The organism is Tenacibaculum sp. 190524A02b (genome assembly GCF_964036645.1).
In the GTDB taxonomy this organism is placed as follows: domain Bacteria; phylum Bacteroidota; class Bacteroidia; order Flavobacteriales; family Flavobacteriaceae; genus Polaribacter; species Polaribacter vairaonense.
This window is the reverse complement of record NZ_OZ038525.1, coordinates 3,409,617-3,426,943: the sequence shown is the minus strand read 5'-3', so window position 1 is coordinate 3,426,943 and position 17,327 is coordinate 3,409,617. Positions and strand designations below refer to the sequence as shown.

Here is a 17,327-nt window from a genome sequence, read left to right as displayed (position 1 = left end):
ATTAATGTTTTTCAGTTTAAGTGTCCGTTTTTTTTAGGAAGACTTTATATTTGCAGAACAACACAACAAGAATATGAATATTTTAATTTTAGGATCAGGAGGAAGAGAACATGCATTTGCATACAAACTCTCTCAGAGTGATAAAGTTGAACAACTTTTTGTAGCACCAGGAAACGCAGGTACTGCTAACATCGCGGAAAACTTACCAATAAACCCCACAGACTTTAAGGCAGTTAAAGAAGCTGTATTGAATAATAACATAAGCATGGTAGTGGTGGGGCCAGAAGCACCTTTAGTTGAAGGAGTTCACGATTTTTTCTTATCAGATCAACTCTTGAAAAATATTCCAGTGATAGGGCCTAAAAAAGATGGTGCATTATTAGAAGGAAGTAAAGACTTTTCAAAGCAATTTATGCAAAAGCATAATATACCAACAGCAAGATATCAATCTTTTACAAAAGAAAACTTAGCTGAAGGTTTTGCTTTTTTAGAAACTTTAGAAGCACCTTATGTATTAAAAGCTGATGGATTAGCTGCTGGTAAAGGGGTTTTAATCTTAAATGATATTCAAGAAGCAAAATCTGAATTAGAAGAAATGGTTTCTAATCAGAAATTTGGAGAAGCTTCATCAACTGTGGTAATTGAAGAATTTTTAAAAGGAATAGAATTATCTGTTTTTGTATTAACAGATGGTAAAAGCTATAAAATATTACCATCTGCTAAAGACTATAAAAGAATAGGAGAAGGAGATACAGGGCTAAATACAGGAGGAATGGGCGCTATTTCACCCGTTCCATTTGCAGATGATGTATTTCTGCAAAAGGTAGAAGAAAAGATTGTAAAACCAACTGTAAATGGACTGCAGAAAGATAATATAGATTATAGAGGATTTATATTTATAGGTTTAATGAATGTAAAAGGAGAACCATATGTGATAGAATATAATGTACGTATGGGAGATCCAGAAACAGAAGTTGTATTACCAAGAATAGAGTCTGATTTATTTGATTTATTTGAAGGAGTTGCTTCGCAAACTCTTGAAAGTAAATCTTACAAAGTAACTAATAAAACAGCTACAACAGTAATGTTAGTCTCAGGAGGATATCCAGAAGCTTATGAAAAAGGAAAATCTATTAGTGGCTTTGAAAATATTATAGATTCAATTGTATTTCATGCAGGGACAAAAGTTACTGATGAAGATGTAGTAACAAGTGGCGGAAGAGTAATGGCAGTAACTTCTTTTGGAGATACTATAGAAGAAGCTTTACAAAAGTCATATAATAATATTAAGTCTATTTCATTTGACAAAATGAATTATAGAAAAGATATTGGTTTTGATTTATTATAAAACCAAGTTTTTATAAAAAATAAAACCCCATTCTATATTAATAGAATGGGGTTATTTCATAATAAGATTTGCCTTACTTACTTTTTAAGTTCTTTTTTTTATAAAAGAATTTATATTGTAAGTACATGTAAGCATCTCTAGGTAAAATCTTAATCCACTTTTTATATTTTAAAAACCATTTTACTTGAATAGAAACTAATCCTTTAGTGAGGTAACCTGCAAGAAAAGGATGAACATTTAACGTGATGTTTTTGTATTGCCTATCACTATTAATTATACGATCAAGTTCTGATTCAATTTTATCTAATAAAACAATAGGAGCTTCTACTTCTCCATTTTTATTAGGGTTAGGTTCTCTTGTTTTTATATGTAATTCAGGTCGTACGCGTTGTCTTGTGATTTGCACTAATCCAAATTTACTTGGAGGAAGTATTTTGTGCTTTGTTCTATCTAAAGACATTGCTTCTTTTAAATGCTGATATAATTTTTGTCTATTTTCAGCACTTTTCATATCAATAAAATCAACTACTATAATCCCTCCCATATCTCTCAATTGTAATTGACGAGCAATTTCAGAGGCAGCAATTAAGTTTACTTCTAATGCAGTTTCTTCTTGGCTTAAAGCCTTATTTGAACGATTTCCACTATTTACATCAATAACATGCAAAGCTTCAGTATGCTCTATAACTAGATAGGCACCTTTGCTCATAGAAACTGTTTTACCAAACGATGTTTTAATTTGTCTCTCAATGCCATATTTTTCAAAAATAGGCATTTGTGATCTGTGTAATTTCACTATTTTTTCTTTCTCTGGGTAAATTTCTTGAAGGTACTCCTTAATTTCTACTTTTAAGGCTTCATCGTTTGTTACTATACTTGTAAAAGAATCGTTTAGAACATCTCTTAAAATTGAGGAAGCTCTATTTAATTCACTTAGAATTTTAGTTGGTGTATTGTTATTAGGTATACGTTTACACATATTTTTCCAACGATCAAGTGAATTTTGTAAATCTTTGTCTAGTTCTGCTACTTTTTTACCTTCAGCAACAGTACGTAAAATAAGTCCAAAACCTTTTGGTTTTATACTTTTTGCTAATTTCTTTAAACGTTCCTTTTCCTTACTATCAGCTATCTTTTGCGAAACTGATACTCTATTAGAAAAAGGGACTAAAACTAAATATCTACCAGCAATAGATAATTCAGAGCTAATTCTTGGCCCTTTGGTAGAAATAGGTTCTTTTACAATCTGTACTAATAAATTTTGACCTGATTTTAGTACATCATTAATACCTCCGTCTTTATCAATATCTTCTTCAGAACGGAAGTTTTTTAAAGTGAATTCTTTGAATTTACCTGTGCTTACTTTCTTAATGAATTTATTTAAAGATTGTACTTGCGGCCCTAAATCATGATAGTGTAGAAAACCATCTTTAGGATAACCAACATTTACAAAAGCGGCATTTAAACCAGTCATAACTTTTCCTATTTTTGCAAGAAAAATGTCTCCAACTGAAAATTTATTATCGCTTGTCTCTTTATTTAATTCAATAAGTTTACCATCTCTTAGTAAGGCAAAATCAATATCAGAAGAATTTGAACGAATAATTAATTCTGTTTTCATCTGAAACTAGTTTTTATGCCTACGTAAATTTTACGAAGACGGATTAAAAATTGTAAACAGGTAATTTAATACCATTTAAGGTGTTTAAACCTTAATGTCAATGAACTTTTAAAGTGCTTAAAGCAAACGGAAAAAGTAAGCTACTGCTTACTTTTTCTTATGACGATTTGCTCTTGCTCTTTTCTTTCTTTTGTGTGTAGAGATTTTAGCTCTCTTTCTTTTTTTACCACTTGGCATAATTAAAATGTTTTATAAAACCAGAAAAATGGTTTGTGTTAATACTTTAGTTACAAAATTATTTTACAGCAACTTTAGCTTTAACTCCTTCTGTAAATACTTTTGAAGGCTTGAAAGCAGGAATGTTGTGTGCTGGAATTTTAATGGTAGTATTCTTAGAAATGTTTCTACCAGTTTTTTCAGCTCTTTTTTTGATGATAAAGCTACCAAAACCTCTTAAGTAAACATTATCTCCATTTTCTAATGCTTCTTTTACCTCTTCCATGAATGCTTCAACAGTTGCTAAAACATCTGCTTTTTCGATTCCACTCTTATCTGAAATTTTAGATACGATATCTGCTTTTGTCATTATAAATATTTTTTGATTTATTTTCTTTAAAAATTGAGGATGCAAATATATGATAATTATATCTATTCCAAAAGGTTAAAAGGTTAAAAATTAAATATAATAAAAAAACCCCAAGATTTTGAAAATCATTGGGGTTAAATATATTTAAGTTTTAAAATTTATTATAATTCCATAATAAACCAAACATTAGGGTCTTTTGTACTAGTAAGTTTCACTTCTGTTGGGCTTGCAGCAGGAGTTGGTTCAGTAGTATATGGGGCATTGTCAATATATAAATCTAATAAAGGATTTAAATGTCTATAAAAACGCCAGTTAAAACCTTCAGAAACTCTAACAATATCTATTTGAGTTGGTTCTCCAAAAACACCTTGAAAAGCAACATTATACTGAGCAGTAAAACCTCTACCTGGTCCAGTAAAAGAGAATAAAGAGAATCCTTTTCTACCACTAGCTAAATTCCCAAATCTAGCCCAATTTGATAAAGTTTCTCCCCAAGTAGCTGTATTTGCCGTCTTAGCTGTAGCATGAGCTGTATTAACAGCTGGAGATGATTTAGTTGTTGAAGCGGCGTTAGACCACCATTCTTGGTTTATGTTAAAAGGCAGTTTTAAGAAGAAAATAGTGAAGTTTCCATCTAAAGAAACTAATTGTGTCTTATCATCACTTAACGTAAACTCACTATACTTAGTACCATTAACATCAATTGCAGGAGAAATTACAACTCCTGTAGATGTAAATCCTACACCAAATCCAGCAGTACCATTATTATCTGTATTACTAGCAAACCATCTTAGAGGGTTAAAAGAGAAATTACTAACTTTATCTCCAATTTTATAGGCCATATGGTTAGTAGGGAAACTTTCTCTAATCGTTTTGTGTTTCTCTATATCTGTCCAATCAGCAGCAGTTGCTTTCTTAAATCTTAAATAATTTGAAGCATCTCTATTAACTCTAAAAATAATATCATCTCCATCATACGAAGAAAGTAAGAACTCAAAGTCACCTTTATAACCTCTACCTACTAAATCATTATCTGGATAATTATCTCCATCGGCTAATTCATGTAATACATTTTTTGTAGTAAAAGAAAGCTTTATGGTAGATCCTAAAGTGATGTCATATAAACTTAACTTGTTAGGATCAGGATTTCCAAAATCAGAATGCATTTTAACTTCTTCATCACTGATAAAGTTAAAAAGGAAAGTATAACCACCTAGAAGTTCATCATCTGTAAAGTAAGTAACTTTCCACCCGTTTTCAGATGATTTTAATGCGGTTCTTAATTTTTGAATAGCTTGTTTAGTTCTTGCCGTTGGAGTGTCTTCAAATAATAATTCAGGATCATTATTGTCTTGACAACTAGTTATAAACAGTGAAAAAACTGTAAACAAGGCAAGATATATATGTGATTTAAATAATTTCATAATATCAAATTTTAATTAATAGCTTTTAAGATATTTTCAGAAGCAACTCTTTGCAACTCGTAAATATCAACTTGAAATTCTCTCTTAAAGTAATCAGCAACTATAGCTTCTTTTTGTCTTATTAAACTAACAGCTTTATCAGCATTTGGAGTTGCAGTTACTGTAGCAGCATCAGTAGCTATTTGAATTTGTGCAGCTGTTGCTCCTGAACCTAATGCTGCAACAGCTTCAGTTACGGCTTTGTTAATGATTCGAGTTCTGATATTACTTAGAAGAGCTGCATATTCAGTAGCTGAATTAGATAATAAAGCAGTTACCATTTCAGCAAAGTCTTCCGTGTGGTTTAATCTAGAATAATCAGAAATAAAACCTAGGCTATTTGCAATATCAACTCTTTCAGTTTCATTTGCTGGGTTAAACCATTGAGCTGTATAATCCGCAGGTGTAATTTGTTTAAAAGCCTCTTCATCAAAACGTACAGTTTGATTTAGAATATGTGTATATTCATGTTGAATAGTCTCTACAAATCGGATAACACTAGCTTTACTTTTTAGGTCAATTAAATCAGCTTCAAAAAGTACTATGTTTTTTCCACCTTCAGCAAAACCAAGTGTTCTAGTACCATCCTCATTTAAATTTTTACCACCTACTAAAACAAGTTCTCTAGGAGCAATCTTTTTAACAAAATCTGCACCACCTACTTGACTATAAGTATCTAACCATATAGTTTTTACTATTTCCATAACAGGAATTACATTTTCTAAATAAGGAGGGTGTAAATATCTATTTAAATCAACTCTACCTTCATCCCATTTGTATGTAACTTCAATGTTATATGGAGTTGTGTAATTATCCCTTAACCATTGGTCCGTAGTGTTTAAATTTGGAGTATTAATATCTAAATTACTACCCTCTAGCTTTTCATCAGTTGGATTACAAGAAAATAATAATCCAGATATTGCCATAAGTAAATATATTTTTTTCATAATTATCTAGGATTAGGAGTTAAACCAAAGTTTATTGCAGATTGCGGTATTTGCAATTGCTTACGATTGTCATCTTTTTCTAAGGTTATAGGAGTAGATACTCCACCTTTGATAAAGTCACGTTCTATTTTTATTTTAAACCTTCTAACATCAAACCAACGCATACCTTCATGGTAGAACTCTTTTTGTTTAAATTCTAAAATAGCTTTAGCAAAAGAAGTTTGTTTATCATCCATAGGGTATGGAGGTGTTAATTCATCAGCAACTACAGGGAATGTGTTAACGATCATGTTTTCAGTGACATTGTCGCTACCATCATTAAAACCTAAAGTTTTTTGTGATAGGTAATCTGTTAAATCTTTTAAAGAGTTAGTATAATCACCCAACATTGCGTAAGCTTCAGCTCTATTTAACAAAACTTCATCTTTACTAAATAAAACTTGAGCGGTAAACCCGAAACCAGTTCCTGCACTTTGATTAGTAATTTTAAAATATTCATCATACTTAGGTCTATTAGAGAAACGATTTCCTCCAAAAGTTTGGTAAGCCCAAGCTTTACCAAGAGGATTGTTTGAAGATAAAATTGTAGAACCAGAAATCAATCCATAGTTAGTACTTGCATAATTCCTTGCCCACCAAGAACTAACAGAGTTAATTAACATATTAGCTCTTTCTAATGAACCATTATACCTTAAAGTTTGTTGAGAATAAGATAAACCTCTTAATTCTATTTGGTTTCTTATTTCATTTCTAGGATCTGTTAAAGCCAGAGAAGCATGTTGTATAGCTTTAGCCCATTCTCCTTTGAAAGTATAAAACCTTGTAGCAAATGCATGAGCAGACTCTTTTGAGAAGTGAAATTTAGCATTTCTTTCTCTTTTTACGATTAACTTTATTCCTTCAAGTAAATCTTTTTCTACTAAATCATATACTTCTTGAACCGTGTTTCTTTTGTATTTTTTTATCAATACAGTTTCAGGTTCTGTAACATAAGGTACACCTAAATCACTACTAGCTGTACTTGGATCGTAATGTTTTCCCCAGAAGTTCACTAGCATAAAATGAGCATAAGCTCTTGCTACAAGAGCTTCTCCTTTTTGTGCATTTAAATTATATTGACCTTTTAAATCTTCAATAGATTTTAAAGCTTGGTTTGCTTGAGAAATAGCTTCGTAACAATTAGACCAATAAAAAACCGGAGTATCTTGGTTATCATCATTAGAAGTTTCCCAGTTGAACATATCTTCATGCAGTCTAGAGTTAACTACCCCATTTGTGGTGTTTTTTGAGAAAGCATTGTCTGACATTAATTCTGCCATTAACATATAGTTACCTTGAGGGTAAGCTCCAGTAACTAATGCACTAATTTTTTCAGGAGAGTCTATATCTGTCCTATTATCTGGTAATTCAGATAAATACTCGCTACATCCTACGAAAGAAAATAATAACGTAAGAGAAACGATTGCTGTTATATATTTATATTGTAATATTTTCATTTTTATATTTTTTAAATTCCAATATTTAATGACATTGTATATTGTCTAGTAATAGGCAATGCAACACCACCAGTTCCGTAGAATTCTGGATCTTGTCCATTTAACTTATCATCAGAATATAATAAGAACAAGTTAGTTCCTTGTACTTGAATTCTAAATGTGCTTAATCCAATCTTATTTAAGAATTCACTGTCTAAGTTGTATCCTAAAGCAATATTCTTCATACGTATAAAGTCACCTTTAGCAACTCTAGCAGTAGAGAAATTATAGGCATTATAAGCTCTAGAAAGGTCACTGTTTGTGTAGCTGTTATTATTTCTAACATCAACTATCTTAGGAATATTAGTCACGTTTTCATCACCTTCTAATACCCATCTGTTTATTGAGCTTTTAGTAAAAACATTAGTTCCTGAGTAGAAATTATCTAATGAAGGATTTAATCTAATTACATTACCTCCAGCACCAGTTATTAATACATTTAAGTCCCAGTTTTTATATTTAAATGAATTTGAAATACCACCAGAAATATTAGGAATAACTGATCCATTAAAAACTAAATAATCACTAATGTTTTCCGAATCTTGAAAATCAACACCTGTAGTTGGATCTTCTCCTTCTGCTAAATTGAAAGTAGGAAGACCTTCATTATTTAAGCCTTGGAAATCAAAAGAGAAAAGAGAGTTAATAGGATACCCTTCAAGATTACCACCTTGAACACCTACAAGATCTACAACTCTTGGTTCATTTTGTAGTTTTGTTATCTTTTGATCATAGTATGAGAAGTTTAAATTAGAAGTCCAAGAAAAATTATCTGTAGAAATGTTCTTGGTAGTAATTCCAAACTCAATACCTTTAGTTTCTACATCAGCATTATTCCCTTGTTTAAATAATTCACCACCAATACCTGAAGTTCTTACAAAATCAATGTTGTCAAAAATATCTCTAGAGTATACGTCTGTAGTTATATTTACACGATTGTTAAATAAACCAAGATCAAAACCAATATTCAATTCATATTGCTTTTCCCAAGTAAGCTCTGAGTTTTCAAGATCATTAATGTCTAAATAGGTTTCTCTTTCTGAAGGAGTAAGTCTATCTGTAATTTGACTTCTAAAAATAGCTAAAGCATTTGTAGCTGAACCAGGAGTTGCTACTAAACCATATGAACCTCTAAATTGAAGATTACTAATAGTATTAGAGTTTTGTAAGAATTTTTCTCTAGAAGCATTCCATTTAGCACTTACAGTACCAGTTGGTAACCATCTAGAGCTAGCGCTTCTACCTTGTCTGTTGGATCCATCATATCTTCCAGTAACAGAGAAAATATATTTGTCATCAAATCCATAAGTAGCCTTACCAAAGAAAGCAACAGTTCTTTCTCTTTCTTGCCCAACACCAAAGTAATTACCACCATCAGTAATAACCTTTTCTAATAATCTTGGGTCTGTAAACGGAGTATAACCATTATTATATTGTAACCCATAACCAGTAAAGTTATTATTATCTCTATTGATATACCTTAAATCTTGACCTAATAATACATTTAAACTATGTTTCTCATTAAAAGTATTATCATACTTAATACTATTTCTTAAGTAATAAGAAGTCAATCTATTGTCATTTTTAATATATAATCCTCCTTCAGGAAAAACTGGAACTGGAATAGCGTCAGGATTATTTGGATCATTATACAAGAAAATGTTAGCATTTGCAATTACAGGAGTTTCATTTGAGTTATATGCTCTAACTACATTTGAATCTTCTTTAATTTGGTGTTCTCTAGAGCTATTTACATATCTGGCAGCTCCATTAACCTCATAAGTTATATGATCAGTTAATTTATATGAAGCATCTGCTTGAAAACGGATATCACTTACGTTTAAGTCTATAAAGTTATTTTCTAACTCTTCTAAAATGTTAAATGGAGCCCAGTTATTAGTATAGTACTCGTAATTTCCATTATTGTCTCTAGGTCTTAAAGCCCTAGAAGTATTCAAAGCATAACTAAATGGGTTAATGTCAAAATCTCTTGAAAATTGACCATCAACTACATTAGCTTCTCTACGGAAAGTACCTGGAGCTCTTTGTTCTCTGATAGAAGCAACTGAAGCTAATGATAATTTGAATTTATCAGAAAAGAAAAAAGTGTTTTTCAGATTAGCTGTTAATCTATTAACATTATCAGCTACTGTCCATCCTGGGTCATTAAAGAAACCAACTGAAGCATAAAAAGCATTTTTCTCACCACCACCACTAAAATTGATTGAATGATTTTGAGAAATTGATTGGTTAAATAATGTTTTGAACCAGTTAGTGTTAGCTAATTCATAGTCTCTTAAGAATCTATTTCTCGCTTCCACAACGTTAGGAGTTCCAAAAGTTCCATTGTTTAAATAAGTGTTGATTCTTTTTTCTAAAATACCATATACCCCAGAAAAACGAGCATTACCAACATCAGGGAATCTTAAATAACCTTGACTTCTTAAACCTTCTAAAATACCAATAGTTTCTCTAGAGTCTAAAATATCATATTGAGAATAGCTAGGGATATCTCTAACAGTTTGCTCTAATGAATATTTTACCTTTAAAGGAGTTGATCTTTTACCACTTTTAGTAGTGATAACAACAACACCATTTCTTGCTCTTGCCCCATATATAGAGGTAGCAGAAGCATCTTTTAATAAGTCAATTTTCTTAATATCACTAGAGTTAATACCAGCAATTGAAGAGCTAATTAAGGTAGAAGCGTCACCAGAAGTTAATGCATCTAAATTTTGTTCAACAATGTCTTCTTGAACTACTCCATCAATTACATATAAAGGAGTATTGTTACCAAAGATAGAAGATGAACCACGAATCGTTATTCTTGGGGCAGCACCAAAAGTACCAGAAATGTTTTGAACATTAACTCCGGCAACTTTACCTTCTAACATTCTTGAAACATCAACAACTCCATCAATTTTAAGGTCTTCAGCTTTAATTGTAGCAGCAGAACCAGTAAAGGCTTTTTTGTTGATATTGTCATAACCAGTAGCAACTACCTCTACTTCATTTAAGACATTTGAGTCTTCTTCTAGCACTACATTAATAGTACTGATACCTTTAACACTTTTCTCAACAGTTTGCATTCCAATGTAACTGAAAACAATAATATCGTTTTCATCTACTTTAATGTTATAAACTCCATCGAAATCGGTTTCGGTACCTTTCATAGTGTTTTTAATAAGTACAGTAACTCCAGGTAAAGGACCCGAGCTGTCTGACACAACACCTGTAACTACTTTTTGCTGAGCAATTACATGATGTAAAACAAACAAACAAAACAGTGTAAGTGTTTTTGTAATTTTAAACATAGATTATTTGAATTAAATTAAAAAAATTTAGTTTTCTGTTACCATATTTGCTGAAAAAGCAAAGAGATGGCATAAACTAGAACAAATATAGGTACAAATACCCTACTTTTTAAAGTAAAATTTAATAAAATAATAGGAATTTATGTTAATAAAAGCTTTTAATTATCATAGTTTCGCAAAAAAAATAGAGTTAATGTAGATGATTTTTTATAAAGAATTAGCTATTTGGTACGAGAATAATAAGAGAAATTTACCATGGAGAGAGACTCAAAACCCATACTTTATATGGTTAAGTGAAATAATGTTACAACAAACTAGAGTTTCTCAGGGTTTACCTTATTTTTTGAAGTTTACTGAAGTATTTCCTACAGTTTTTGATTTAGCAAAAGCAAAAGAGGAAAAAGTATTGAAACTTTGGCAAGGTTTGGGGTATTATTCAAGAGCTAGGAATTTGCATTTTGCAGCTAAATATGTGGTTGATGAATTAAATGGTATATTTCCAGATAATTATAAAAACCTTTTAGACTTAAAAGGTGTTGGAGATTATACAGCTTCAGCTATCGCTTCTATATGTTTCAATGAACCTGTTGCAGTAGTAGATGGTAATGTTTATAGAGTTTTATCAAGATTTTTTGGAGTTTCAACTCCAATAAACACAACAAAAGGAATCAAGGAGTTTAAAAAGCTGGCTCAATCTTTAATAGATATCGATAATCCTGGTGATTATAATCAAGCTATTATGGATTTTGGAGCTTTACATTGTAAGCCTCAGAATCCTCTTTGTTCTGAATGTAGTTTAGCTAATAGCTGTGTTGCTTATCAAAATAAACAAGTTAATGTTTTGCCAGTAAAAGTGAAAAAAATTAAAATTAAAAAGCGTTTTTTTAATTATTTAGTTCTAGAAACTTTTGATGGTAAAACAATCTTAGAAGAAAGAATAGGAAAAGGTATTTGGCAAGGATTGTATCAATTTCCTTTGTTAGAGTCTGAAAAAAGGATTGAGGTTGAAGAATTAATAGAGTCTAAAATTTTTAATGAACTATTTACTGGAGAATTAACTGTTAAACTTTTTAATTCTAAAGAAATTGTACATAAACTTTCTCATCAACATTTACATGTTCATTTTTGGATAATTAAATCTAAAAGCAAAATAAAAGTAAATGTAGATTGGGATAAAGTAAGAGAGTTTCCTGTTCCTGTTTTAATAGAAAATTTTTTGAAAGCCTACTTAAATAATAAAAGCTAATTTTTGTATATTTGGATTTACTCAAAACACTAAATTTTGGCTGGAACAGTTAATAAAGTTATTCTTATAGGGCATTTAGGAGACGAGGTGAAAATGCATTTTTTTGAAGGAGGAAACGCAATTGGGCGTTTTCCTTTGGCTACTAATGAAACATATACCAATCGTCAAACGGGTGAACGAATAACAAATACAGAATGGCACAATATTGTTGTTCGTAATAAATTAGCTGAAATATGTGAAAAATATTTGGTAAAAGGAGATAAGGTTTATATTGAAGGACGTATAAAAAACAGACAATACGAAGTTGATGGGCAAAAGCGTTATACTACAGAAATTCAAGTGCAAGATATGACCTTTTTGTCTACCAAGAAAGACCCAAATAGTAATGGAACTTCTCCTTCACCAGTAAGTAATCAGCCTAATGTTGATGCTAAACCAAAGGTAGATCAAAGTCATAATGAAGATGATGATTTACCATTCTAGTATAACTAAACTTTAAACTTTGGATCCAGAACCCGAATCAGTAGTACATTTTTTTTTATTTATAGATTGGTTAACTTCAGTAAACCTGATAGTACTTTTCTTTTTATTAGTTTGTTCAGCTTTGATTTCTGGAACTGAAGTTGCTTTTTTTTCAATCTCTCAGGTTGATTTAGACCGTCTTTCTGAAAAAACAAAAGGGAAGAGTGTAGTAGTTAATTTATTAAAAAAGCCTAAAAAACTTTTAGGAACTATACTTATAACAAATAACTTTATTAATATACTAATTGTACTATTGTTTGCTTCGTTAGGTGAGGTATTTTTTAGTGGTTTATCTGAAGGAGTGAAGTTTTTAATAGAAGTAGTTTTAGTTACTTTTTTAATTTTACTTTTTGGAGAGGTGTTGCCTAAGGTATATGCTACACGTAAATCATTACAGTTTGCTAACTTTATGTCAAAACCAATTCAGTTTTTAGATATGGCTTTAACACCATTAAGTATGCCGCTTATAAAACTAACGGGGTTAATAGAAAATAAACTAGGAAATAAAAACAGTAGCTTATCTGTAGAAAAGTTATCGCAAGCATTAGAGTTAACATCGGATGCTGCTACTACAAAAGAGGAACAAAAAATATTAGAAGGAATTGTTACTTTTGGAAATACGGAAACAGTTCAGATTATGAAACCTCGAACTGATGTATGTGCTATAGCAGACGATACAAGTTATGAAGAAGTACTTAAGATAATTTTGAAGAACGGTTATTCTAGAAATCCTGTTTACAAAGAAAATATAGATAATATAACTGGTGTTTTATATGCCAAAGATTTACTGAAACATTTAAATAAATCTTCATACAGTTGGCAATCTTTAATAAGAGAACCATTTTTTGTGCCTGAAAATAAAAAGCTGGATGACTTATTAAACGAATTTCAAGAAAAAAAGAAACATTTAGCAATTGTTGTAGATGAATATGGAGGTACTAGTGGTATAGTAACTTTAGAGGATGTTATAGAAGAAATTGTAGGGGATATTAATGATGAGTTTGATGATGATGATTTGTCATATTCAAAATTAGATGAGAACAATTATATCTTTGAAGGTAAAATAACGATAAAAGATTTTTGTAGAGTTTTAGGAGATGACGATGAAGAACAGTTTGAAGAAGAAAAAGGAGAAAGTGAAACGTTAGCGGGATTTATCTTAGAAGTGTCTGGTAAATTTCCAAAGAAAGGAGAGAAAATAAACTTTAGTAATTATACGTTTACTATTGAAGCGTTAGATAGAAAGCGTATAAAACAAGTAAAAGTGACGAAAAATGCGTAAAATAATTTTACTGTTAGTAACAATGTTTTTTTTTAGCTGTGGAGAAGAAACAACACCCAAGCCTAAGGCATATTTAAGTTTAGAATATCCAGCTCAAAAATATGTAAACTTAAGAATAAAAAGGCCTTATTTTTTTGAAATTTCTGCAAACACAGTTATTAAAGAATTACCTAAAAAATGGTTGAAAATTAAATATCCAAAACTAAAAGCATCGGTAGATATTACCTATAGACCTATATCTAATAATTTGAGAGAATTATTAATGGAAGCTGAAAAGTTAGTCTTGGAGCATACGGTTAAAGCTGATCATATTTCTTGGAGAAATTTTACAAATAAAGAAACAGAAGTTTATGGAAAAATGTGTGAAATTGCTGGTAATGCAGCTTCTCAAGTACAGTTTCATGTAACTGATAGTACAAAACATTTTGTAAAAGGGTCATTATTTTTTTATGTAAAACCTAACTACGATTCAATTCTTCCTGCTGTTGAATATATTAAAAATGATATGATTCGTATGATGGAAACTCTTGAATGGAGGGATTAACGAATTTTCAAATTGCTATAAAAAAATGAAAACAATATTCTGTTTAGTTTTTAAAAACCAAAAGGGTTTAAGGCTTTTAGCTGATAAATATGAAGATGATTTATATAGAATTAGCCTTGGTGTTTTTGCTGTTTTTGGTATTGTGAATTTTTTTAAAAATAAAGGAGAAGGTTTATTTCACAATAATTTATATGGTTTGCTAATAGCTGTTTTAATTAGTTTGTTTTTTGGTATGCTTTGTAGTTTTGTGTTATATAAAATTGGAAGAGTATTAAAAGGAAAAGGCGAATATGCAGATATTTGCCCATTATATGCCTATGCTATAATTCCTATTGTTATGGCTAATATTTTTAAATTAATGCTTGAACAGGTGTATACAAATGGATTATTAAGTCTAGGTTATTTTAGGTTGTTAACTATTGTAAATTCCATTGTCTTTAGTTTAATATCTTTGAAAATTCTTTTTTTTGGGTTGAAGAAATTTAACCGATACTCTTATTTAAAAAGTGCTATAAATATTATAGTTTTTTCATTGCCAATAATAGGTTTATATTTTTACCTTTTATTAGCTTAATTTTCTTCTACTTTGAAGCCATAAATAAAACTGTAGTCCAAATAAAACAGCACCAGCTAATAAATGTATGGCTTGTGTACCTATAGGAAACTCCGCATAATACATTAAAATGCCTGAAATAGTTTCTAAAAAAATTAAAAAGACAATCCAGTTAACTAGTTTGAAACTTAAGTTTTTAATTTGATTTAAGTAAAACATACCTAAATTTACCAGCACTATAGCAATAGTAAAGGATCTATGGAAATAAAATTTAAAACTGGGATTTAAAAGGCTATACTGTTTATGTTCAAAACCATAAAGTTTTACTTGCTCATCAATAAATTGACGAACCTGCGTTCCCATAGCTATTTGTATTAAAGAAAATATAACCGAGACTATTAGTAACTTATTAAATATTGAGTTGTAATTATCTTTTGACGTTGTTTTTTTTGAGACTATAAATAACAACCATAATAGTAAGGCGATAATTACAAGTCCAGCAACCATATGGATAGTAATTACGGCAGGTTTTAAATTGGTGTCAACAACAGTTTTACCTAGCCAAGCTTCAAAAAGCATTAAAAAGAAAGCTGTATATGTAATTATAGAAATTATCTTTTTTTCTTTCCAAAATTTTGAAGCTGCATACACTAAAAATAAAAATACAAATCCAGATAAAACTGATGCTAGTCTGTTTATGTATTCTGTCCAAGTATGGTATTTATTAAACTTAGCGTAATTGTGCTTTGTGTATTTTTTCCAGTTGTTATTGTCAAAAGTATTGTTTGTTTTAACATTGTTTTCAGCAACAAACAAAGCTTCATCTTTAACTATAATCATTCCTTTTTTATAACTAGTATTAGGCTGCCATGTAATTTGTTCTTCTGAAGTAGGAGGTATGTAATAACCAAAACATTTTGGCCAATCAGGGCATCCCATACCTGAGCCTGTCATACGAACCACTGAGCCAGCTAAGAAAATTAGGTATACAGATATTAAGGCAATTTTTACTAGTAATGGAAAATGTTTTTTCAATTTACTACTCAATGTTAAAAAGTTTTTACAAAGATACGTAAAAAGCAAATTTTAGCATAAGAATGATGCGTGCTTGTATCAAGAGTGTTTTTTGTAGGGTTAGTAAAAATAAAAACACCTGAAATTTTGTTTTTCAGGTGTTTAATAATTAATTGTTATTTAGGAAGATTTTTTTTGAAACTTTAATTTTTCGGATCTTCCCTTTTTAAATATTTTATTACTAGCATGTTTTCCTTTTCGAAGTTCTTTTTGTTCTTCATAAGGTAAGTGTATTATTTCTTGACATTCAGTTGAACAAGTATTTTCCATTTGTTCAGCACATTCATCACATTGAATAAATAATAAATGACAACCTTCATTAGCACAATTTGTATGAGTATCACAAGGTTTTCCACATTGATGGCAGTTAGAAATCACATCATCAGAAATACGCTCAGCACGTCTATGATCAAAAACAAAGTTTTTGCCTAAAAATTTATTCTCTATACCTTCAGATTTAACTTGCCTTGTATATTCTATAATTCCACCTTCAAGCTGAAAAACATTTTTAAATCCTTTATGTTTGTAGTAAGCAGAAGCTTTTTCACAGCGTATTCCACCTGTACAATACATTAATAAGTTTTTATCTTCTTTATGTTCTTTTAAGTCTTCTTCAATAATATCTAATGAATCTCTAAAAGTATCTACGTCTGGAGTTACAGCACCTTCAAAATGACCAATTTCACTTTCGTAATGATTTCTCATATCAACACAAACAGTGTTAGGGTCTTCTAGCATTTTGTTAAATTCAGAAGCTGATAAATGAACTCCTTTGTTAGTTACGTCAAACGTATCATCATTTAACCCGTCAGCAACAATTTTGTTACGAACTTTAATCTTTAACTTCAAAAAAGATTTATTGTCTTGTTCTACAGCTACATTAAGACGAATGTCTTTAAGGAAAGAAATGGAGTCTAGTTGCTTTTTTAGAGTTAAGAAGTTTTCTGCAGGAACGGAAATTTGTGCATTAATTCCTTCGTAAGAAACATAAGTTCTTCCTAAAACATCTAACTCGTTCCATTCAATAAAAAGCTTATTTCTAAATAAAGTAGGGTTTTCTATCTTGTAATATTGATAAAAAGAAATGGTAAGACGGTCTTTACCGGCTTCATCAATTAATTTAGCGCGTTCTTCTGCGCTTAACTTGTTGTACAGTTGCATGCTATACTTTTTTAAGTTAAACAAAAAATGTGTCGATTTTTTTCAAAATCAAGGCAAAAATACAGATTTTTTGGTTTTTAGCTGTTTGAAATATCACTTTTATGAGTTAATATGACAAGAATTAAACTATT

14 protein-coding genes are annotated in these 17,327 nt (G+C 30.3%); 6 read left to right on the top strand and 8 right to left on the bottom strand.

Going from position 1 to position 17,327, the window contains the following annotated elements:
- The first annotated feature begins 73 nt into the window (after positions 1 to 73).
- Positions 74 to 1,348: a phosphoribosylamine--glycine ligase gene (gene purD / locus ABNT65_RS13990; RefSeq protein ID WP_348737545.1), complete on the top strand. Its 1,275-nt coding sequence runs from the start codon at positions 74 to 76 to the stop codon at positions 1,346 to 1,348.
- A 73-nt stretch (positions 1,349 to 1,421) separates the two neighbouring features.
- Here purD and ABNT65_RS13985 read toward each other — a convergent pair whose 3' ends face one another.
- The 6 genes from ABNT65_RS13985 to ABNT65_RS13960 all read right to left on the bottom strand — a co-directional run bounded on the left by ABNT65_RS13985 (position 1,422) and on the right by ABNT65_RS13960 (position 10,814).
- Complete coding sequence (locus ABNT65_RS13985; RefSeq protein WP_348703313.1) at positions 1,422 to 2,969, bottom strand: ribonuclease E/G; 1,548 nt, start codon at positions 2,967 to 2,969, stop codon at positions 1,422 to 1,424.
- 295 nt (positions 2,970 to 3,264) lie between these two features.
- On the bottom strand, positions 3,265 to 3,555 hold the full coding sequence (locus ABNT65_RS13980) for an HU family DNA-binding protein (protein ID WP_348703314.1): 291 nt from the start codon (positions 3,553 to 3,555) through the stop codon (positions 3,265 to 3,267).
- Positions 3,556 to 3,716: 161 nt separating this feature from the next.
- Entirely contained in the window at positions 3,717 to 4,979 is a 1,263-nt protein-coding gene (locus ABNT65_RS13975; protein ID WP_348703315.1) for a DUF4302 domain-containing protein, read from the bottom strand.
- Positions 4,980 to 4,990: 11 nt separating this feature from the next.
- Positions 4,991 to 5,965: a substrate import-associated zinc metallohydrolase lipoprotein gene (locus ABNT65_RS13970; RefSeq protein WP_348703316.1), complete on the bottom strand. Its 975-nt coding sequence runs from the start codon at positions 5,963 to 5,965 to the stop codon at positions 4,991 to 4,993.
- A gap of 2 nt (positions 5,966 to 5,967) precedes the next feature.
- Positions 5,968 to 7,461: a RagB/SusD family nutrient uptake outer membrane protein gene (locus ABNT65_RS13965; RefSeq protein WP_348746100.1), complete on the bottom strand. Its 1,494-nt coding sequence runs from the start codon at positions 7,459 to 7,461 to the stop codon at positions 5,968 to 5,970.
- Between the two features lie 11 nt (positions 7,462 to 7,472).
- Positions 7,473 to 10,814, bottom strand: a complete 3,342-nt coding sequence (locus ABNT65_RS13960) for a SusC/RagA family TonB-linked outer membrane protein (RefSeq protein ID WP_348703318.1) — start codon at positions 10,812 to 10,814, stop codon at positions 7,473 to 7,475.
- Between the two features lie 199 nt (positions 10,815 to 11,013).
- On the opposite strand from ABNT65_RS13960, the gene mutY reads away from it, so the two are divergent.
- From mutY to ABNT65_RS13935, 5 genes are read left to right on the top strand one after another with little or no spacing between them, the layout of a single operon-like run.
- Positions 11,014 to 12,060: an A/G-specific adenine glycosylase gene (gene mutY, locus ABNT65_RS13955; protein ID WP_348746099.1), complete on the top strand. Its 1,047-nt coding sequence runs from the start codon at positions 11,014 to 11,016 to the stop codon at positions 12,058 to 12,060.
- A 36-nt stretch (positions 12,061 to 12,096) separates the two neighbouring features.
- Positions 12,097 to 12,543 (top strand): single-stranded DNA-binding protein, encoded by a 447-nt coding sequence (locus ABNT65_RS13950; protein ID WP_348703320.1) that lies wholly within the window; start codon positions 12,097 to 12,099, stop codon positions 12,541 to 12,543.
- A 19-nt stretch (positions 12,544 to 12,562) separates the two neighbouring features.
- On the top strand, positions 12,563 to 13,864 hold the full coding sequence (gldE, locus tag ABNT65_RS13945; protein WP_348703321.1) for a gliding motility-associated protein GldE: 1,302 nt from the start codon (positions 12,563 to 12,565) through the stop codon (positions 13,862 to 13,864).
- Positions 13,857 to 14,408 (top strand): gliding motility lipoprotein GldD, encoded by a 552-nt coding sequence (gene gldD, locus ABNT65_RS13940; RefSeq protein WP_348746098.1) that lies wholly within the window; start codon positions 13,857 to 13,859, stop codon positions 14,406 to 14,408. Before gldE ends, gldD begins: the two co-directional genes overlap by 8 nt.
- A gap of 25 nt (positions 14,409 to 14,433) precedes the next feature.
- Complete coding sequence (locus ABNT65_RS13935) at positions 14,434 to 14,982, top strand: YIP1 family protein (protein ID WP_348746097.1); 549 nt, start codon at positions 14,434 to 14,436, stop codon at positions 14,980 to 14,982.
- Here the strand turns inward: ABNT65_RS13935 and ABNT65_RS13930 are convergent.
- Both ABNT65_RS13930 and ABNT65_RS13925 read right to left on the bottom strand, forming a co-directional pair.
- Positions 14,974 to 15,996 (bottom strand): COX15/CtaA family protein, encoded by a 1,023-nt coding sequence (locus tag ABNT65_RS13930; protein WP_348703324.1) that lies wholly within the window; start codon positions 15,994 to 15,996, stop codon positions 14,974 to 14,976. The genes ABNT65_RS13935 and ABNT65_RS13930 overlap by 9 nt on opposite strands.
- Positions 15,997 to 16,155: 159 nt before the next feature.
- Complete coding sequence (locus tag ABNT65_RS13925) at positions 16,156 to 17,196, bottom strand: rhodanese-related sulfurtransferase (protein WP_348703325.1); 1,041 nt, start codon at positions 17,194 to 17,196, stop codon at positions 16,156 to 16,158.
- Positions 17,197 to 17,327: the final 131 nt, after the last annotated feature.